The organism is Peribacillus sp. NPDC056705, assembly GCF_043656335.1.
The window spans coordinates 16,728-32,551 of record NZ_JBHTYI010000007.1 but is presented as its reverse complement, the minus strand read 5'-3'; the positions used below and the strand labels follow the sequence as shown (position 1 = coordinate 32,551).

Sequence of the window (15,824 nt, the reverse complement as noted above, 5' to 3'; positions counted from 1 at the left end):
AATGTTCAAACCAGCCTGGATGGATTCCCAAACGAACGAAGAAAATGTTCATATAATAATAGGGGATTTTTTAGGGAAAGGGGGTTTTTCGATGGGATATAACTATGGACCATACGGATGCAGCTATGGTTATCCGGCTCCCGCGCCTTGTTATGCAGGGTCCGGTTACTGCTTTGGTTATGGCCTGTTTATTGTCCTCCTGATTTTATTGCTCATTTTCGGGTTTTGGTGGCTGCCGGGATGCGGATGTGGTTTTGGAGGATCAGGTCCGTGCTGCTGATTCAGGCAAAGAAAAAACTCGGCCCGAGTGCCGAGTTTTTCCATTTACATATTCATTTCCAACGTTGCAGTTCCTAGTTAAGCAGCGTCATAACCATTACTAACCATACCTTCACTTTTTCATGTTTCCAATGGCCTTTTATACAAACCATGACAAGGCTTGGGATGCGCGGGCAGCGTTAGCCGGTATCCTTCTCCTGCCAATAGCAACGCTTCTCTCCTCTTACGTTTAACAAATTGAACATATTAACCTCCACCTTTCTTAATTTTTTTTATGAACGGAATACCAACCTCGTATTTTTAGAAAAAAGGACGATGTTTCAACGCCTTATCTAGATGTTCTTCTCGAATCTTGTGGAATCTCTCCTGTTGCAAACATTCCTCGGCAGTCATTTTTTTCATTTTAATCGTGATTGTGAAAAAAAGCATATTCAGTGTCATAATATCACCTCCTTTAAGGGAGCGGCCCAACAAAAAGGCATAAAAAGGCCGCAGAAAGTTACGTCCTCCTGCGGGATTTTTAAAAAAATATAAAAAGGCCGCAGGATAAAACACTTCTCCCTGCGGCCGCTATGTCTGAATGATTAATAAAGCCAAATTGCTTTAGAAATATTCCGCTTGGCACAGGTCGAATGTTATGTGATTGTCAATTGAAACGGACCGGCTAATAGTGGCGACTCCATATAGATGCAATGTCATTTTCTTCGACCTCCTTTGGAATATTTTTTATTACCTGGTAAGTATATCCACAAATTCAATATTTGTAAACGGCTTTTGCCTATTTTTTTGAAATTTCCACCTTTTTCCCCATTTTCAAGGGCTATTATTACCTAAAAAGGCAGGTAGTATGGTAAATCTGCCCCTATTGGGAAACAACGTTAGTAAAAAAACCTGATTCCATTAAGAATCAGGTTTGCTTCTATTATTGTAAAGACTCTTGGTCATCCATTTCGGCCAAGGTCTTTTTGTATTTTTTGGATAATGAGAAAAAAACTATGGACATGCCTAGGAACGTTATGGTCGCTCCCATATAGACATATGTGTCAATCATCGCTTTGTCGCCAGAGGGAAGGATGGTTCCTAAATAGAAGAACGAACCCACACATAACAAAGTGATCGCAAATTGTTTAAAATCGACCATTTTCGAACGCAGCAATGCAACCGTTTGTTTTTTGCGGTTTTTCATGCCATTCCACCTTCTTTCAAGCTTATAAGATATCGATATCTCATTCTACCATATTTATTCCAAATGACAGGGGTGTAAATAATGGCAGTCAGCAATGAAGCGGTCCTTCTCCGATTATCCTTGCAGCGCTTGTTCCAAGTCTTCCAATAAGTCTTCAACATCTTCCAGACCTACTGAAATACGAATCAACCCATCCGTTATTCCAAGGTCTGCACGGCGCTCAGCCGGAATGGAAGCATGTGTCATCAAAGCCGGAATGGAAATTAAGCTCTCCACTGCCCCCAGACTTTCCGCAAGCGTAAAGAGTTTCACTTTATTCAAAACGGATTCGGCTTTTTCGGCACTGCCGACATCAAATGAAACCATACCGCCGAATCCACGCGATTGTTTTTTGGCAATATCATGATTTGGGTGGTTTTCAAGACCTGGGTAATAGATTTTCGAAACGTCTTTATGCCCGGATAGGAAACGGACGATTTCAGATGTATTTTTTTCATGTTCTTCCATCCTGATTCCCAGCGTTTTAATGCCTCGCATAAGCAACCATGAATCCTGAGGCCCTAGCACGCCTCCTGTAGAGTTTTGGATGAAATGAAGGTCATTGCCAAGATTCTCATCATTCACCACGACAAGACCCGCTACAACATCGCTGTGTCCCCCCAGGTACTTCGTGGCGCTATGAAGCACGATATCGGCTCCAAGTGAAAGCGGATTTTGCCAGTATGGCGTACTGAAGGTATTATCCACAATGGTGAGGATACCGTTTTCTTTAGCTATTTTCGATACTTCTTCCAGATCGGTGATTTTCAATAATGGGTTCGTCGGTGTTTCAATGAACAATGCCTTCGTATTGTCCTTTATCTCTTTTTCGATCGAGTGGATGTCACTCGTATTGATGAACGTAGCTTCCACCCCGAAGCGGTTAAGGACTTTAGTGATGACCCGGAAAGACCCTCCATAAACGTCATCTGTCATCAATACATGATCACCTTGACTGAACAGCATCATAACCGCGGTCATCGCTGCCATTCCTGATCCGAAGGCGAAACCTCTTTTTCCTTCTTCGAGATCCTTGATCAATTCTTCGAGGGCATGGCGGGTTGGGTTTCCCGTACGGGAATATTCATATCCCCGATGGTTCCCCGGACCATCCTGTTTATAGGTGCTCACTTGATAAATCGGCACCGAAACCGCTCCTGTTTTTTCATCACCAAAAATGCCGCCATGGATCAATTGTGTTTTCTTTCTCATTTTAAATACCTCCCTGATAAATTTTTTTGCTTAAGTATCGTTCACTGGAATCCGGAAATATGACGACGATATTCGACCCCCGTGGGGCCTTTGCCGCTTCTTTCATGGCCGCTGCAAATGCCGCGCCTGAAGAACTGCCGACAAGGAGGCCTTCTTTAATCGCCAATTCCTTTACCATATGGAAAGCTTCAAGATCGCTTACCGTATGGATTTGGTCAAAATACCTTTCATCCATATAGGCAGGTAAAAATTCCATCCCGATCCCCTCTGTTTTATGGGGTCCTGCCTTGCCGCCGTTTAAAATCGATCCTTCTGGTTCGACTATGACCGTTTTGACAGCAGCGTCCTTTTCTTTTAAATATCGCGATGTTCCCATGAATGTCCCGCCCGTCCCGGAACCGGCTACAAACACAGCCACATCGCCTTCCATCTGTTCCCATATTTCAGGTCCCAGCGTTTTATAATATGCATCAGGATTGGATGGGTTGGCGAACTGCTGGGGACAATATGATCCCGGAATTTCACCCAGCAGCGCCTTAGCCTTTGCGATTGCCCCTGTCATTCCTTCCTCTGTCGGGGTCTGGACCACATTCGCTCCAAGGGCACGCATCAATTCCTGTTTCTCGGCACTGAATTTCTCCGGAACGCAAAATATCACGTCCACTCCACTGTTTATCGCAGCCAACGCCAAGCCAATCCCAGTATTTCCGGCAGTCGGTTCGATGATCGTCCCGCCCTTTTTCACCTTCCCTGTCTGTAATGCTTGGGCTAACAGTTCTTGACCAAGCCGATCCTTCACACTGCCTCCCGGATTAAAGTATTCCAGTTTGGCAAAGATACGGACCTCATCCGGAAGCGGGAAATGGGTGATTTCCATTACCGGCGTTTTCCCTATCAACTCATGAATATTTTGAAAGACTTTCATATTAGACATCCTTTCATAGTTATCCTACCAACTTAATGAGAATTATGCAATAAAGAATGATCAGCAGAAAGGCTTCCGCTGATCACTTACCATTCATTTCATTTTTTCAACCATTTTCAAAATCAGTGCCGCTGAATGGAGAGCCGCAGTTTCCAGGAATTTATCAAAGGAAATATTGGACTCCTTACCAGCGATATCCGAAAGGGAACGAATGATGACAAACGGTGTCTTGAATTGGAAGGCTACCTGTGCAATGGCTGCCGCTTCCATTTCCACCGCGTATAAATCGGAGAATTTCCCTCTGACGAATTCAACCCTGTCAGGATCATTCATGAAAGAATCCCCCGTCACGATCAACCCTTTTGCCACTTGTATATCCTCGATTTCTTTTGCTGCTTCTTCCGCTATCGTGAAAAGCTTCTCATCCGGAGTGAAAGCTGCAGGCAGCTGAGGGACTTGACCGTATTCATATCCGAAAATCGTCACATCGACATCATGATGGCGCACTTCCGAGGATATGACCACATCCCCTACATTAAGTGCTGGATGATAACCGCCGGCAGAGCCAGTATTGATGACCGCATCCGGTTTGAATTTTTCTAACAGGATCGCAGTGGACATTGCCGCATTCACTTTACCGATTCCCGACTTAAGCAAAATGACCTCGACACCATTCAATGTGCCTGTATTGAACTCGGAACCGGCAATGGTCACCTGCTCCAAACCTTCCAATTTATCACGTAAAATCGTAACTTCTTCTTCCATTGCTCCGATTATGGCTACCTTCATTAGTAAAAACCTCTTCCTATAATTTTTCAGCCTCCATAATCCAGACAAATTGATTGCAGCGCTCGAAGTTCACCTTATATCCGTTTGCTTCAAGCACTTTTCCCAAAAAAGGAATCGTAGTATAATATTCGGTTTGCAAATCGTTTGCCAAATTATGAAAGCCTGCCTGCCTTGCATCTTGAATCGCTTGTTCATGCGCTTCCCTTGATTGATACATCGTATCCGCAAACACTATTTTACCACCAGTATTCAGTAACTTTCCATAGTTGGCTATAGCTTTTTCTTTTTCTTCATCGGTTAAATGATGAAACGCGTACGTACTCACGATCGAATCAACCTGTTCCGGCTTCGGAAAATCGATGAAATCGCCATCCACAACTTCTGTTCTTCCGTCCAGCTTGCTTACCGCTATTTCCCTCATCGCAGGTGAAGGTTCTATTCCCGATACCTTCAGGCCTTTCTTCAAAAGCCTTTCCGTCAAATTCCCGGTACCTACTCCGAACTCCAGCACATGGCCATGAGCCCGATCCGTGACGCTGTCCAATATACTATCATAATGTTTAAATACCTCTTGATACTCAATATCGTGTCCACCAACGGTATCATCATACGATTTCGACCACTCTTCAAATAAATCTATAAATTCTCTGCCCATTTTTAATCACCTTTTATGATAAGATAATAAAACCTATAAGCATAATATGAAATGGACACAGAAACAGTTCTTGTTTTTAGGCAAATCATTCAACCGGTTCAGATTCGGCCAAAATGGTGTTAAACTATCAGTATCTGAATGTTGGAGGGGAACAGTCATGAGTTTTCAACTCGACTTAAACTTATTCGAAGATAAAATAGAATTTTTCGAGGCAGAGAGCATTAAGAATCTTGAAGAAAAAATCCAATCACAAATTGAAATCAATAAAGCAATCATGCTTCAGGTGGAATCCGTGTCACACCAAATGTATGTAAGTGAAGAAGGCAGACGTTTTTATAGTGCAGTCGTCCACTTTAAAGCAAAAAAGTGATCACCATGAAAAACCCCCGAAAGTGAAATTCCTTTCGGGGGTTTTCTTATATAAATTTTTGACCATTACCTTTTATCGTTTGTCTTCAGCTCTTCGACTTTTACAGGTTTCCAACCTGATCCGTCCACCCATTCAATATAAACGCGGTAGGTTTTAGGATTATCTCCTTCAGAAACCGTACCGATTGCCGTGCTGGGCGAACCCCCGTTTTGCAGCCACCATAGCTTCATGCTGCCTTCATCGATTCCAGCCCCGCTTGCTATGGCTTTACTCATTTCATTCCAATCGACCGAGCCCTTTTCGAAGCTTGTAGTGTGCTCCCCGGATTGCTGAGTTCCAACTGGTTTCCAGCCCTCACTCGTATATGTAGACGCAACATTGCCATCGCCGCTGCCGTCCACTTCCACAAGTTCGGCATCTCCTGCTTTTTCTGGATTTGCACCATCTTCAGCCTTATCTTCTGCATCTTCCTCTGTTGCTTTACTGTCTTCTTCTCCTGCATCTTCTTCTTTTGCTTTACTATCTCCTACTGCGTCTTCCTTCTCAGAATCCGTTTCTTCTTCTTTGCCAGCAGGCTTGTCCGCTACTTTCCCCGAATCTGTATCGGCGATTTGCTTTGGTTCAGTCGTGGCTTTTTTTGAATCCGTGCCATCATCACTTAAGAAAATCGAGACTGCGACAATGACGATTAAAATGGAAACGATGGTGATTGCAATATTATATATTTTATTTACTTTTCTTTTTTGATCTCTCTGATTGAAACGTGAGCCCAAGGTCCATTCCTCCCTTACCATTTCTTACTGCCTCATTTTAACATGATTTAGCCCGAGATAGAAGGGAAGGGTTTCCTACACTTTTCGTCAATTCTCGTTTTTGTCCTGGTCCTTGGAGTACAGGACTTTTACAATATCTGAAAAAAGGGGCGTCATGCTGGAACTGTTTTCCTTCGTTTCAAAACTTACGGTAACAAGAGCATATTTGGGATTTTTATATGGAAAGTAGCCCGCAAACCATTTATTCAGCTGCCCTTTTTCGATATTGGTCTGAGCAGTTCCAGACTTGCCAGCGACCTCCACAGGCAAATCCCTCAAGGAAGCGCCCGTCCCTTTCTCTTCCGTCACGACCTTCCTAAGAAGATGCTGCATCTTCATCGTTGTATAAGGAGACAGTGTCTCGCCGCCAATACTTTGATTCGGAAAATCGACTACGGTCGTACTATTGTTAAATTCGACTTTGGAAACGGCTTTGACCTGTTCCTTCTTGCCGCCGCGGGCAATCGTTGCCATCATATTCGCTATCGCGAGCGGTGTCGTTTGGACATCCTGCTGGCCAATTGCTGTTTTGGCAATCATTTTAGGATCTTTTTTTAAATCGTCATCATGCCAGACCTTCCCGGTTTGTTCATGATGCAATTGCGTCACTTCCGTGTGATAGACATCCCCTTGCCAGCCCGATTCACCAACAAGCCCTAACATTTTTGCATATTTGTCCAAAAATTCCGGATCCTTCACTGCTATTTCCTGTGACAATTCGGCAAACGTCCTGTTGCAGCTCTGGGCAAAGCTATTTTCAAAATTCAGCGTGCCCAGTTCCCTCTGTTTATCCGTTTTGCCGTCTATCGTCAAATTACAATTGAATGTCCTGGTGGGACTGGCCGCTTCATAATCGATGGCAGCTGCTGCCGTGACCGTTTTAAAGACGGAACCCGGCGTTTTTTGAGTCAGCATCATATTGACGGCCCCTTCGCCATTCGGATCTTTTATATTAAGCGCCGGACGTGAGACCATTGCGACGATTTCACTTTTTTCGATATCGATCAGTACGAGACCGCCTTTTTTTATCCCGCGTTCATCGACGAGCTTCTCCGCTTTCTCCTGAATTTCTTTATCGATCGTCGTCACCACCTTCACCGGGTAAAGCGGATTTGCAGGTTCCACATATTTAACATCGACACCGAACATCGGGCCTCCACTGGCGTCCACATGAAAAACGAGCTTGGATTCCCCAGCGGAAAGCAAGAACTCATCGAAGGTCCTTTGCAACCCCGTATTGCCTATTTTCGTTTCAGGAGATAAATTCATGTCCGGATAACGTTTTTTCTTTTCCGCATCCGATATATTCGTCGTTCCGATCAATTGCGCTGCAGGGGTTTGATCAGGATATAATTTCTCATTCACGGCAAAAACCCCGGGAATCTTCAATTCATTGATTGCCTTCGATTGGCTGGACGTCAACTCTATCGGTTCATCCCCGCCAAATACGAATGGTTCATCCGCTTGTTCTATCGCCCGTTTTAACTCCGCTTCCGATTTGCCTATTATCGAGGCCACTTCATCTATGGGCCATGTCATTTTTTTTAAAAATGGAAATAGGACGAGCGTCGGGATTTCTTCATGTGCAAGCGGTTCTCCATTTCTGTCATAAAACTTTCCGCGTCCATCATCAATCTTTACTATCTGTGAACGCTGATTCACGCTTGCTTCTAACAGGTTCACATCATGCTTTGAAAAAGATTCTGTCGATACAAGTTGGATGTACGCAAGCCTGCCTATGAGCATCAGCATGACAGTGGTCAAAAAAACAGCCAGCAACCTCATTCGTTTCTTTTTCATAAAATACACCTCGTAACCATTGTTGACGAGGTGCGAATTTTTAAACAATTATGAACAAATTTAACGCGGCACATTTTCGATAAAAAAAAGGATGCCCCATGGACACCCTCTTTTGCTTTTATTTAGTCGATGGATACAATCTTCACGCTCATTTCGCCGCCAGGTGTCATGATCGATACCTTGTCGCCGACCCTTTTCCCCATCAGGCTTTTCGCGATCGGGGAATCATTGGAGATTTTCCCTTCGAATGGGTCTGCCTCAACGCTTCCTACGATGGAATACGTTTCTTCGTCTCCATTTGGAAGTTCCACGAATGTTACCGACTTCCCTAGAGAAACTGTATCTGTATTCGAATCATCGCCCTCAATGATTTTTGCATTGCGGATCATGTTTTCGATTGTTGTAATGCGTCCTTCAACGAAAGCCTGCTCTTCTTTTGCGGAATCGTACTCTGAGTTCTCGGAAAGGTCCCCAAAACTGCGGGCGATTTTGATTCTTTCCACCACTTCTTTACGTTTAACCGTTTTTAACTGTTCCAGTTCCTGTTCAAGCTTTAACTTACCTTCTTTAGTCATTGGATATTCTTTTTCAATTGCCAAAACCCTTCACTCCTTCAAATTCTTTACAGCAAGCTTTCGCTGTGACAAGTTTATGTACTATATAGTGCTTAACCCTGAAATCGAGTCAAAATATATAATTGCGCGACTTAAAAAGTACGCGCTTCGATACTAGGAAACAATCCGTTCCTTAGTATATAAACCGACTGCGGTGAACAGCCGGTTCGTTCTGTATCAAGAATAGAGTATTGCGTTTTCCAACATTTGTCCAGTCTTTCCCAATAAATAAATGGGATTATTTAAATAAACGGAGGAAAATGGCACCTATCATTATTTATGCTATGTTATTACAAAAAAGACTTTTGTTCAAGGATTGTTTGAATTTTTGTCACCATAAGGTCAATCGCCACATGGTTCTGACCGCCTTCTGGAATGATGATGTCAGCATAACGCTTCGTCGGTTCTATGAACTGATTATGCATCGGACGGACGACACTGATGTATTGCTCGATGACGGAATCTATGGAACGGCCGCGTTCTTTAATATCACGGGTCATCCGACGAAGGATCCGCAAGTCTGCGTCCGTATCAACATAAAGCTTCATATCCATCAGGTCCCGGAGGCGCTCATCCTCCAGCACAAGAATCCCTTCAAGGATGATGACATCCTGGGGCTCCACTGTGATGACTTCTTCTGAACGCGTATGGATCGAATAATCATAAACGGGTTTTTCTATCGTTTCATAGCGCAGCAATGCGTTAATGTGATCGATTAGCAAATCATTATCAAATGCAAGCGGATGATCATAGTTCGTTTTCAAGCGCTCTTCAAAAGGCAGATGACTTTGATCTTTATAGTAATAATCTTGTTCGATCATCAAGATGGAATGTCCTTGAAAGAATTCAAAAATGGAACGGGTAACACTTGTTTTACCTGATCCCGACCCTCCGGTAACTCCGATGACCACTGGTTTCTTTCTTGTCATATCAATTCTCCTTCCGCATCATATTGTTCACATGAACTCTATTATCTACTTGAATGCGGACAATTTGTAGCGGATGGCGGGCTGCCTCCAGCTCCTTACCTGACTCATCCCAGATCGTACCGATTTTTTGAGTGAAGTTTTCGATTTCCGGTCCAAAAAACTCCACTTCATCCCCGGGCTTGAAGAAATTACGCTGCTGCATGGTAACGATTTTAGTTTCCTCGTTGTAATCAAGCACCAATCCTGCGAAGTCGAAGCGAGTCTTTACGGTATGATTCCCGAACATTTGCTGTTTATACCCAGGAATTTCCCCTTCCATGAACGATGATGCCGTCTCACGATTCGCACATTTATCAAGCTCTTCCAGCCATTCTTGTTTAACCTTGAAATGGTCAGGATCGGCACAATACGCATCAATCACTTTACGATAGACGCTGACAACTGTTGCAATATAATGAATCGATTTCATTCTGCCTTCGACTTTTAAGCTGTCTATGCCAATTTCAATCATGCCTGGCAGTGATTCAATCAGCTTCAAGTCTTTCGGACTCATTGCGAATGGGGCATCTTCTTTATCGAATAAAGCCTTTTCCCCGTCTTGATCCAACTCATATAAATCATAATCCCAACGGCAAGACTGACAGCAGCCGCCGCGGTTCGAATCACGCGCCGTCATATGGTTCGAAAGGGTGCAGCGTCCAGAATAGGCAATGCACATGGCCCCATGAACGAAAGCCTCGATTTCGATATCGACCTTCTCCTTCATTTCACGGATTTCATCAGCACTCGTCTCACGTGCCAAAACGACACGCTCCAAGCCTTCCTCTTTCCAATACTGAACAGCCTTCCAGTTCGACAGCGATTGCTGCGTGCTTAAATGGATCTCGACGTTCGGAGCGACCCTTTTACATGTTTCGATGATTAATGGATCGGCGACGATGATACCATGAACCCCAGCCTCCTGAAGACCTTCCAGGTATTCATCCAGACCATCGATATTTTCATTATGTGCGAAGATATTGGTTGTTACATATACTTTAGCACCATACTTATTAGCGAATTCGACGCCTTCCTTCATTTCCTCAAACGTGAAGTTGCCTGCATTGGAACGAAGACCATATTCCTGGCCGCCAATGAACACGGCATCCGCGCCGTAATGGACGGCAATTTTTAACTTTTCAAGGTTGCCGGCCGGAGCCAGCAATTCCGGTTTTTTTACAATGACTCTCTTTCCATCAACGATCTTGGAAATTTTATCAGCAATAGCATTCAAGGCTATTCCTCCTCTTTCTCTTACCCTTTTCTTTAATAAACCGATTCTTTAAAGAAGAACCCGGTATCCAACTCACGGTTATCCGGCTGAACCGCTTTGACTTTTTCAAAAAGTTCCGCTTTCACATCATCATAGCGGTCAGGGTCTTCAGCACATACGTCAATCGCTTCCCGATATAACTTTGTCATTTCAATGATATATTCCGGTGTTTGTAATAATCCTTCGATTTTCAGTGAATCGATTTCCGCTTCAATCAATTCCTGCAGTTCATCGATCATGCACATATCATTCGGACTCATGATATGTGTACCATTCTCATCTTCATAAATCGGATATTTATTTTCACGTTCCTTATCATGCAAGAACATATTTCGCTGTTCCTTCCGATTTTCCACTTCCAATGCCTTGCCTTGGTATTCAAAGTAATTACCAAGGAGCGTACGCTTCGATTGGAACATGCATGTCATGCCATGCACTTGGACTTCAATCTCCACTTCGGCATTTTCCTTCATTTCCACTATCTCGTCCAGACTTATCTCACGGGCAGCAACGGCACGGACAGCACCGCGTTTCCCCCAGTAATTACATGTGTACCAGTTCGTTACCGTCATCTCTGTATTCCAGTGCAGGGGCATATCAGGTGCGACAGCACGGACAGCCATCAAGACTGCGGGATCACCGAATATGATCCGGTCGGCACCAGCCTCTTTAAGGAATGTGACGTACCCTTCAAGCTCGTCCACTTTTTCATTATGGAAAATGGCGTTCATCGATACGTACACTTTCTTGCCCGCGGCATGTGCAAGCTCAATCGCCTTCTCCACATCTTCACGTTTGAACTCCCCTGCCAGCCTAAGCGCATAACGTTGTTCGCCAATGACGAAGGCGTCAGCGCCAGCATCGATGAGTTCTGTCATATGATCGACACTTGTCGGAGTCACAAGTAATTCAGGCTTTTTCATTTTTGTCACCTCTATGTTTACTAATGGCCACACCATCACCTATCGGCAAAATTACGGTATCGAAGTTGGGATGGTCATGTAACCAGATGTTAAAGTCTCTTATTTTTTTTATAAGGGCTCGCTTTCTTCTCGTCATTTCCATTTCCTCAATGTTTTCGGCAACCAAGCCTTTGAATAAAACATTATCGGTAATGATAATGCCAGCACCAGCAAGGAATGGTTCAAACAGTTCAAAGAATCGCTTGTACTGCCCTTTAGCTGCATCAACGAAGATGATATCAAACGGACCATGTTCCATCACTTTCGGTCCCGCTTCAAGGGCATCCCCTTCAATGAGGGTGATCCTTTCCGACAGTCCCGCCTTCTTGAAGTTAGCCCTTGCCTGCTCAATACGGGCTTCATTGCGTTCAAGTGTGACGATTCGGGCTTCCGGAAGGGTCTCAGCCATCCTAATGGCCGAATAGCCAATTGCCGAACCTACTTCCAATATCGCCTTTGGCTGATGAAGCCTTAAAATCTGAAGCAGCACCTCAATGCCTTCGGGCTCCATGATCGGCACATTATTTTCCATCGCAAAATCTTCCAACTCCTTAAGCAAACCCGTACGCTCCGGAATTAAGGAATGAAGATATTGTTCTATTTTTCCGTTCAAAACGTTTCCTCCATTTATAAGGAAAACAAAAGCGCTTGGTCAGTAACATGAAAAAATTGATTGGACAATTTCTTCACAAGGAGCTGAAACAAGTATGCTTGACGATCTAAATTTCCTTATCTTTCAAAATAAAACCCGGCATTCGCCGAGTTACGTCACCGATAAGAATCGGATCAAAAATTCACTTGTACTATTCTATCATAAAAACAAGGGGAAAGTAATATCTCTCCCCCCACAGTCTCATTGCTATTTTTTCATTTAGGCTGTTTTCGCATACTTTGTTGCTAACCAAGTATTGCGGTGTGGTTGATTTCCTCTCCATAGCTCGCTTTCCGCGGGGCGGGCGGTGAGCCTCCTCGGCATAAACGCCTGTGGGGTCTCACCTGGCCCGCTGCTCCCCCAGGAGTCTCGCACTTCCGCTCCAATCAACCTTAAATCGTTTCTTTTTAAAAACAACAATCATTACGAAAAGAGCTTTCATTTATTTATTGGAAATATGCTCTGCCTTTTTGTTATTGTGGTCATCCAAGGTCTTGGAGTAAAGGACTTCCCCTTCAGGTGTGGCCAAAAAGTATAGATAATCCGTTTTCTCAGGTTTCAATACCGCATCGATCGATGTCGTTCCGGCATTGGCTATCGGCCCTGGCGGCAGCCCCTTGTGCTTATACGTATTATAAGGGGATTTCACCTCAAGGTCTTTATAATATACCCTGCTCTTATGTGAACCCTTCGCATACAAAACGGTCGGATCCGTTTGAAGCGGCATATCTTCCTCAATACGATTGTAAAAGACGGAAGCTATTTTTCCGCGATCGACTTGCGCCGTCGCCTCTTCTTCGACAAGCGAAGCGAAGGTCAGCATCTGGTGCACGGAATAACCGTTCTTGTCCATTTGGCTCTCGTAAGCCTGCAATGTTTCTTCGGTTTTCTTCAGCATCTCGATGACGATCGACTCCAGGGTCGGCTTTTCCTCATAAAAGTCATAAGTAGCCGGGAAAAGGTACCCTTCAAGCGGATATAAAACCTTTTCATTTTCAATTTCCGACGTCAAGAGCTGCGGAAATTTCTCTTGCATGGAATTTACGAACTTTTTATCATTCAATTTCTTAAAGACCTTTTTCGGATCTTCACCAGTCTTCACTGCGATGATATCAGCAATTTGGCTCAGCTGCTTTCCTTCAGGTATCGTTATCTTCATTGCAGCTTCCTTCATGAGCTTTCCGGTTTTGATGCTTGTGACGATATCCTTAATAGGCATGGAAGGTGATAATTTATACTCCCCTGCCTGAAAACCGGATTCATTGCGGAATTTAATATAATATTTGAATACGCGTGCGTCCTTGATTATTCCCTGCTCTTCAAGCAGCGTTGAAATTCCGTTAACGGAAGAACCGATTGGGATTTTCACTTTCTTGATGGTATCATCATCCGGATCGACTGGCTTCATGGCTGAGTTGATATATAAAAAGCCCACAAGACCAACGATCCCAATTAGTAAAATAAGCGAAGCTATCGTAATCATGATGATTTTACGAACCAGCTTTGCTTCTCCTTGCTGTTCTAACAATTTCATTTGGATATGTTCCTTTTTAGATAAATTTTTATCTTTTTCATCCATTTTCATTCCCCCTGCAAACTCACACCAACTACAGAATGGTATCTTGATGATGCTTTCTCTAATTAATCTTCGCTTCGAACATTATACTAAAATCAACAAATAATTACATGTTTTTTGCAAAACTACATTCATTAATACTCTATTTATGGCAAAAATGCACTTGTTTTGTCAATATTCAGATGTTATTTAACAGGAATATAGTTATATCTAATTTCTTCAGCTTAAAAGATGCGCTCTAATTTTTTCCCTGAATGTGTTAGGCATTTCAGGAAATGACAGGAATATTCATGTAGGAATGGTACTATTCATTTAAGATGAAGGAAGGTGTGAAGGAGTTGGATAATTCTTATTTTGTAGGTTGGGGGACATTGGCACTCATAAACGCCGGACTTGCTCAAGGAAAAAATAGAACGGCATTGAATTGGTTCTTGCTATCATTATTTTTGGGTCCGCTCGCTACATTTATACTTTTATTCGCAAAGAAAAGATAAGGGGTTACCGGAACATACATGAACATTTATGGAGGCGGGTTCAGACTGAAAATCGAATACGGATTTTAAAGGTATGTACAAACGATGATTTCCCTTCAGGCACTCGCTTTCCCGCACGATTCTCGCACACACGTTCCAATCACCTTGTCCTTTTGTCAAAAAAAACCGACCTTTAGGGCCGGTTTTTTTCTAATCTTATTCTTCTTCAGCTTCTTCTTGGTCAAGGAATGTATTTAACATTTCTTCAACAAGATCCCATTCTTCTTCTGTTTCGATCGGTGTAAGTTCACCATCTTTATTATCTTCGCTTGGTACGAATGATGAAGCGTGGATTTCAATTTCTTCCTCGTCATCTTCTGCAGACATCGGATAATAAAGTACATAAGATTTGTTGAATTTATCTGAATCGAATGTGAAAAGGATTTCGCAAAGCTGCTCGTTTCCGTTTTCATCTACTACTGTAATGTTGTTTTCGCCGTGTTCCATTAGTATTCACCTCATATTGAATTTGTTTGTCTGTCCAAGAATCCTTGCAGAATCATGACAGCAGCCATTTTATCAATGACTTTCTTGCGTTTGCTTCGGCTCACGTCCGCCTCAAGAAGGACACGTTCAGCCGCCATAGTTGTCAACCGTTCATCCCAGAGAAACACCGGCAGCTTGAATTTGTTTTCTAATCGTTTAGCGAAATCTTGGCTGATTTCGCCCCGCGGTCCAACAGTCCCATTCATGTTTTTAGGTAAACCGAGGACAATTTTAGAAACATCATGCTCTTTTATAATTTCATTGAGGCGTTTAAAGCCGAAGTCATTTCCAGCTTCGTTAATTTTGATCGTTTCCAATCCTTGTGCAGTCCAACCCATCGCGTCACTCAGGGCAACGCCTATGGTTTTTGAACCTAAATCAAGTCCCATTGTGCGCATTAGTATTCCTCTCGATGGTTCTTAAGATACGATTTAACCAATTCTTCGATGATTTCATCGCGTTCAAGCTTACGAATAATGTTCCGAGCATCCATATGGCGCGGGATGTAGGCCGGGTCACCAGATAATAGATAACCGACAATCTGGTTTATAGGGTTATAACCTTTTTCCTGAAGTGCAACATATACTTGAGACAGTACTTCTTGTACATCTCTTTCGAATGGTTCTTCGGGAAAATTAAATTTCATCGTTTTATCAAAGGAACTCATTAACATGCACCTCTCCTCAGCGTCCA

At 43.3% G+C, this 15,824-nt stretch carries 20 protein-coding genes; 3 read left to right on the top strand and 17 right to left on the bottom strand.

Features of this window, described 5'->3' with window-relative positions:
• The first annotated feature begins 91 nt into the window (after positions 1 to 91).
• Positions 92 to 280 carry a hypothetical protein gene (locus tag ACFRAK_RS11330; RefSeq protein ID WP_260284755.1) on the top strand — a complete coding sequence of 63 codons (189 nt, stop codon included), beginning with the start codon at positions 92 to 94 and terminating at the stop codon, positions 278 to 280.
• A 299-nt stretch (positions 281 to 579) separates the two neighbouring features.
• Here ACFRAK_RS11330 and ACFRAK_RS11325 read toward each other — a convergent pair whose 3' ends face one another.
• From ACFRAK_RS11325 to ACFRAK_RS11300, 6 genes are all read right to left on the bottom strand, one after another.
• The gene (locus ACFRAK_RS11325) at positions 580 to 720 is read right to left on the bottom strand and encodes a YrzI family small protein (RefSeq protein ID WP_260284756.1); all 141 of its coding nucleotides are present in this window, start codon (positions 718 to 720) and stop codon (positions 580 to 582) included.
• A 481-nt stretch (positions 721 to 1,201) separates the two neighbouring features.
• Positions 1,202 to 1,465, bottom strand: a complete 264-nt coding sequence (locus ACFRAK_RS11320; RefSeq protein WP_394571753.1) for a YrhC family protein — start codon at positions 1,463 to 1,465, stop codon at positions 1,202 to 1,204.
• A gap of 114 nt (positions 1,466 to 1,579) precedes the next feature.
• Positions 1,580 to 2,716, bottom strand: a complete 1,137-nt coding sequence (locus tag ACFRAK_RS11315) for a bifunctional cystathionine gamma-lyase/homocysteine desulfhydrase (RefSeq protein WP_387706889.1) — start codon at positions 2,714 to 2,716, stop codon at positions 1,580 to 1,582.
• A 1-nt stretch (position 2,717) separates the two neighbouring features.
• Positions 2,718 to 3,641, bottom strand: coding sequence for a PLP-dependent cysteine synthase family protein (locus ACFRAK_RS11310; RefSeq protein ID WP_394571752.1), 924 nt, complete (start codon positions 3,639 to 3,641; stop codon positions 2,718 to 2,720).
• A 93-nt stretch (positions 3,642 to 3,734) separates the two neighbouring features.
• Positions 3,735 to 4,430 (bottom strand): 5'-methylthioadenosine/S-adenosylhomocysteine nucleosidase, encoded by a 696-nt coding sequence (mtnN, locus tag ACFRAK_RS11305; RefSeq protein ID WP_387706885.1) that lies wholly within the window; start codon positions 4,428 to 4,430, stop codon positions 3,735 to 3,737.
• A 16-nt stretch (positions 4,431 to 4,446) separates the two neighbouring features.
• Complete coding sequence (locus ACFRAK_RS11300; RefSeq protein WP_387598123.1) at positions 4,447 to 5,085, bottom strand: class I SAM-dependent DNA methyltransferase; 639 nt, start codon at positions 5,083 to 5,085, stop codon at positions 4,447 to 4,449.
• A 157-nt stretch (positions 5,086 to 5,242) separates the two neighbouring features.
• On the opposite strand from ACFRAK_RS11300, the gene ACFRAK_RS11295 reads away from it, so the two are divergent.
• On the top strand, positions 5,243 to 5,455 hold the full coding sequence (locus ACFRAK_RS11295; RefSeq protein WP_048682770.1) for a DUF2536 family protein: 213 nt from the start codon (positions 5,243 to 5,245) through the stop codon (positions 5,453 to 5,455).
• Positions 5,456 to 5,520: 65 nt separating this feature from the next.
• Here ACFRAK_RS11295 and ACFRAK_RS11290 read toward each other — a convergent pair whose 3' ends face one another.
• The 8 genes from ACFRAK_RS11290 to mltG form a co-directional block, all read right to left on the bottom strand.
• Entirely contained in the window at positions 5,521 to 6,228 is a 708-nt protein-coding gene (locus ACFRAK_RS11290) for a YrrS family protein (RefSeq protein ID WP_394571751.1), read from the bottom strand.
• A gap of 87 nt (positions 6,229 to 6,315) precedes the next feature.
• Entirely contained in the window at positions 6,316 to 8,067 is a 1,752-nt protein-coding gene (locus ACFRAK_RS11285; protein WP_394571750.1) for a peptidoglycan D,D-transpeptidase FtsI family protein, read from the bottom strand.
• A gap of 122 nt (positions 8,068 to 8,189) precedes the next feature.
• On the bottom strand, positions 8,190 to 8,666 hold the full coding sequence (gene greA / locus ACFRAK_RS11280) for a transcription elongation factor GreA (protein ID WP_192205694.1): 477 nt from the start codon (positions 8,664 to 8,666) through the stop codon (positions 8,190 to 8,192).
• 305 nt (positions 8,667 to 8,971) lie between these two features.
• Positions 8,972 to 9,610: a uridine kinase gene (gene udk, locus ACFRAK_RS11275; protein WP_034308619.1), complete on the bottom strand. Its 639-nt coding sequence runs from the start codon at positions 9,608 to 9,610 to the stop codon at positions 8,972 to 8,974.
• Between the two features lies 1 nt (position 9,611).
• Positions 9,612 to 10,883 carry a peptidase U32 family protein gene (locus ACFRAK_RS11270; RefSeq protein WP_349727956.1) on the bottom strand — a complete coding sequence of 424 codons (1,272 nt, stop codon included), beginning with the start codon at positions 10,881 to 10,883 and terminating at the stop codon, positions 9,612 to 9,614.
• 32 nt (positions 10,884 to 10,915) lie between these two features.
• On the bottom strand, positions 10,916 to 11,845 hold the full coding sequence (locus tag ACFRAK_RS11265) for a peptidase U32 family protein (protein WP_387598137.1): 930 nt from the start codon (positions 11,843 to 11,845) through the stop codon (positions 10,916 to 10,918).
• On the bottom strand, positions 11,832 to 12,497 hold the full coding sequence (locus ACFRAK_RS11260) for an O-methyltransferase (protein WP_081395487.1): 666 nt from the start codon (positions 12,495 to 12,497) through the stop codon (positions 11,832 to 11,834). The genes ACFRAK_RS11265 and ACFRAK_RS11260 overlap by 14 nt, the downstream gene beginning before the upstream one ends.
• 481 nt (positions 12,498 to 12,978) lie before the next feature.
• The gene (gene mltG, locus ACFRAK_RS11255) at positions 12,979 to 14,115 is read right to left on the bottom strand and encodes an endolytic transglycosylase MltG (RefSeq protein ID WP_394571749.1); all 1,137 of its coding nucleotides are present in this window, start codon (positions 14,113 to 14,115) and stop codon (positions 12,979 to 12,981) included.
• A 335-nt stretch (positions 14,116 to 14,450) separates the two neighbouring features.
• Here mltG and ACFRAK_RS11250 point away from each other — a divergent pair, with 335 nt between their 5' ends.
• Positions 14,451 to 14,606 carry a hypothetical protein gene (locus ACFRAK_RS11250; RefSeq protein WP_207437078.1) on the top strand — a complete coding sequence of 52 codons (156 nt, stop codon included), beginning with the start codon at positions 14,451 to 14,453 and terminating at the stop codon, positions 14,604 to 14,606.
• A gap of 195 nt (positions 14,607 to 14,801) precedes the next feature.
• Here the strand turns inward: ACFRAK_RS11250 and ACFRAK_RS11245 are convergent, their stop codons facing one another.
• From ACFRAK_RS11245 to ACFRAK_RS11235, 3 genes are read right to left on the bottom strand one after another with little or no spacing between them, the layout of a single operon-like run.
• Positions 14,802 to 15,092: a DUF1292 domain-containing protein gene (locus ACFRAK_RS11245; protein WP_063232962.1), complete on the bottom strand. Its 291-nt coding sequence runs from the start codon at positions 15,090 to 15,092 to the stop codon at positions 14,802 to 14,804.
• A gap of 11 nt (positions 15,093 to 15,103) precedes the next feature.
• Positions 15,104 to 15,529: a Holliday junction resolvase RuvX gene (gene ruvX, locus ACFRAK_RS11240; protein ID WP_034308633.1), complete on the bottom strand. Its 426-nt coding sequence runs from the start codon at positions 15,527 to 15,529 to the stop codon at positions 15,104 to 15,106.
• The gene (locus tag ACFRAK_RS11235) at positions 15,529 to 15,798 is read right to left on the bottom strand and encodes an IreB family regulatory phosphoprotein (RefSeq protein ID WP_034311358.1); all 270 of its coding nucleotides are present in this window, start codon (positions 15,796 to 15,798) and stop codon (positions 15,529 to 15,531) included. The genes ruvX and ACFRAK_RS11235 overlap by 1 nt, the downstream gene beginning before the upstream one ends.
• Between the last annotated feature and the right edge of the window lie 26 nt (positions 15,799 to 15,824).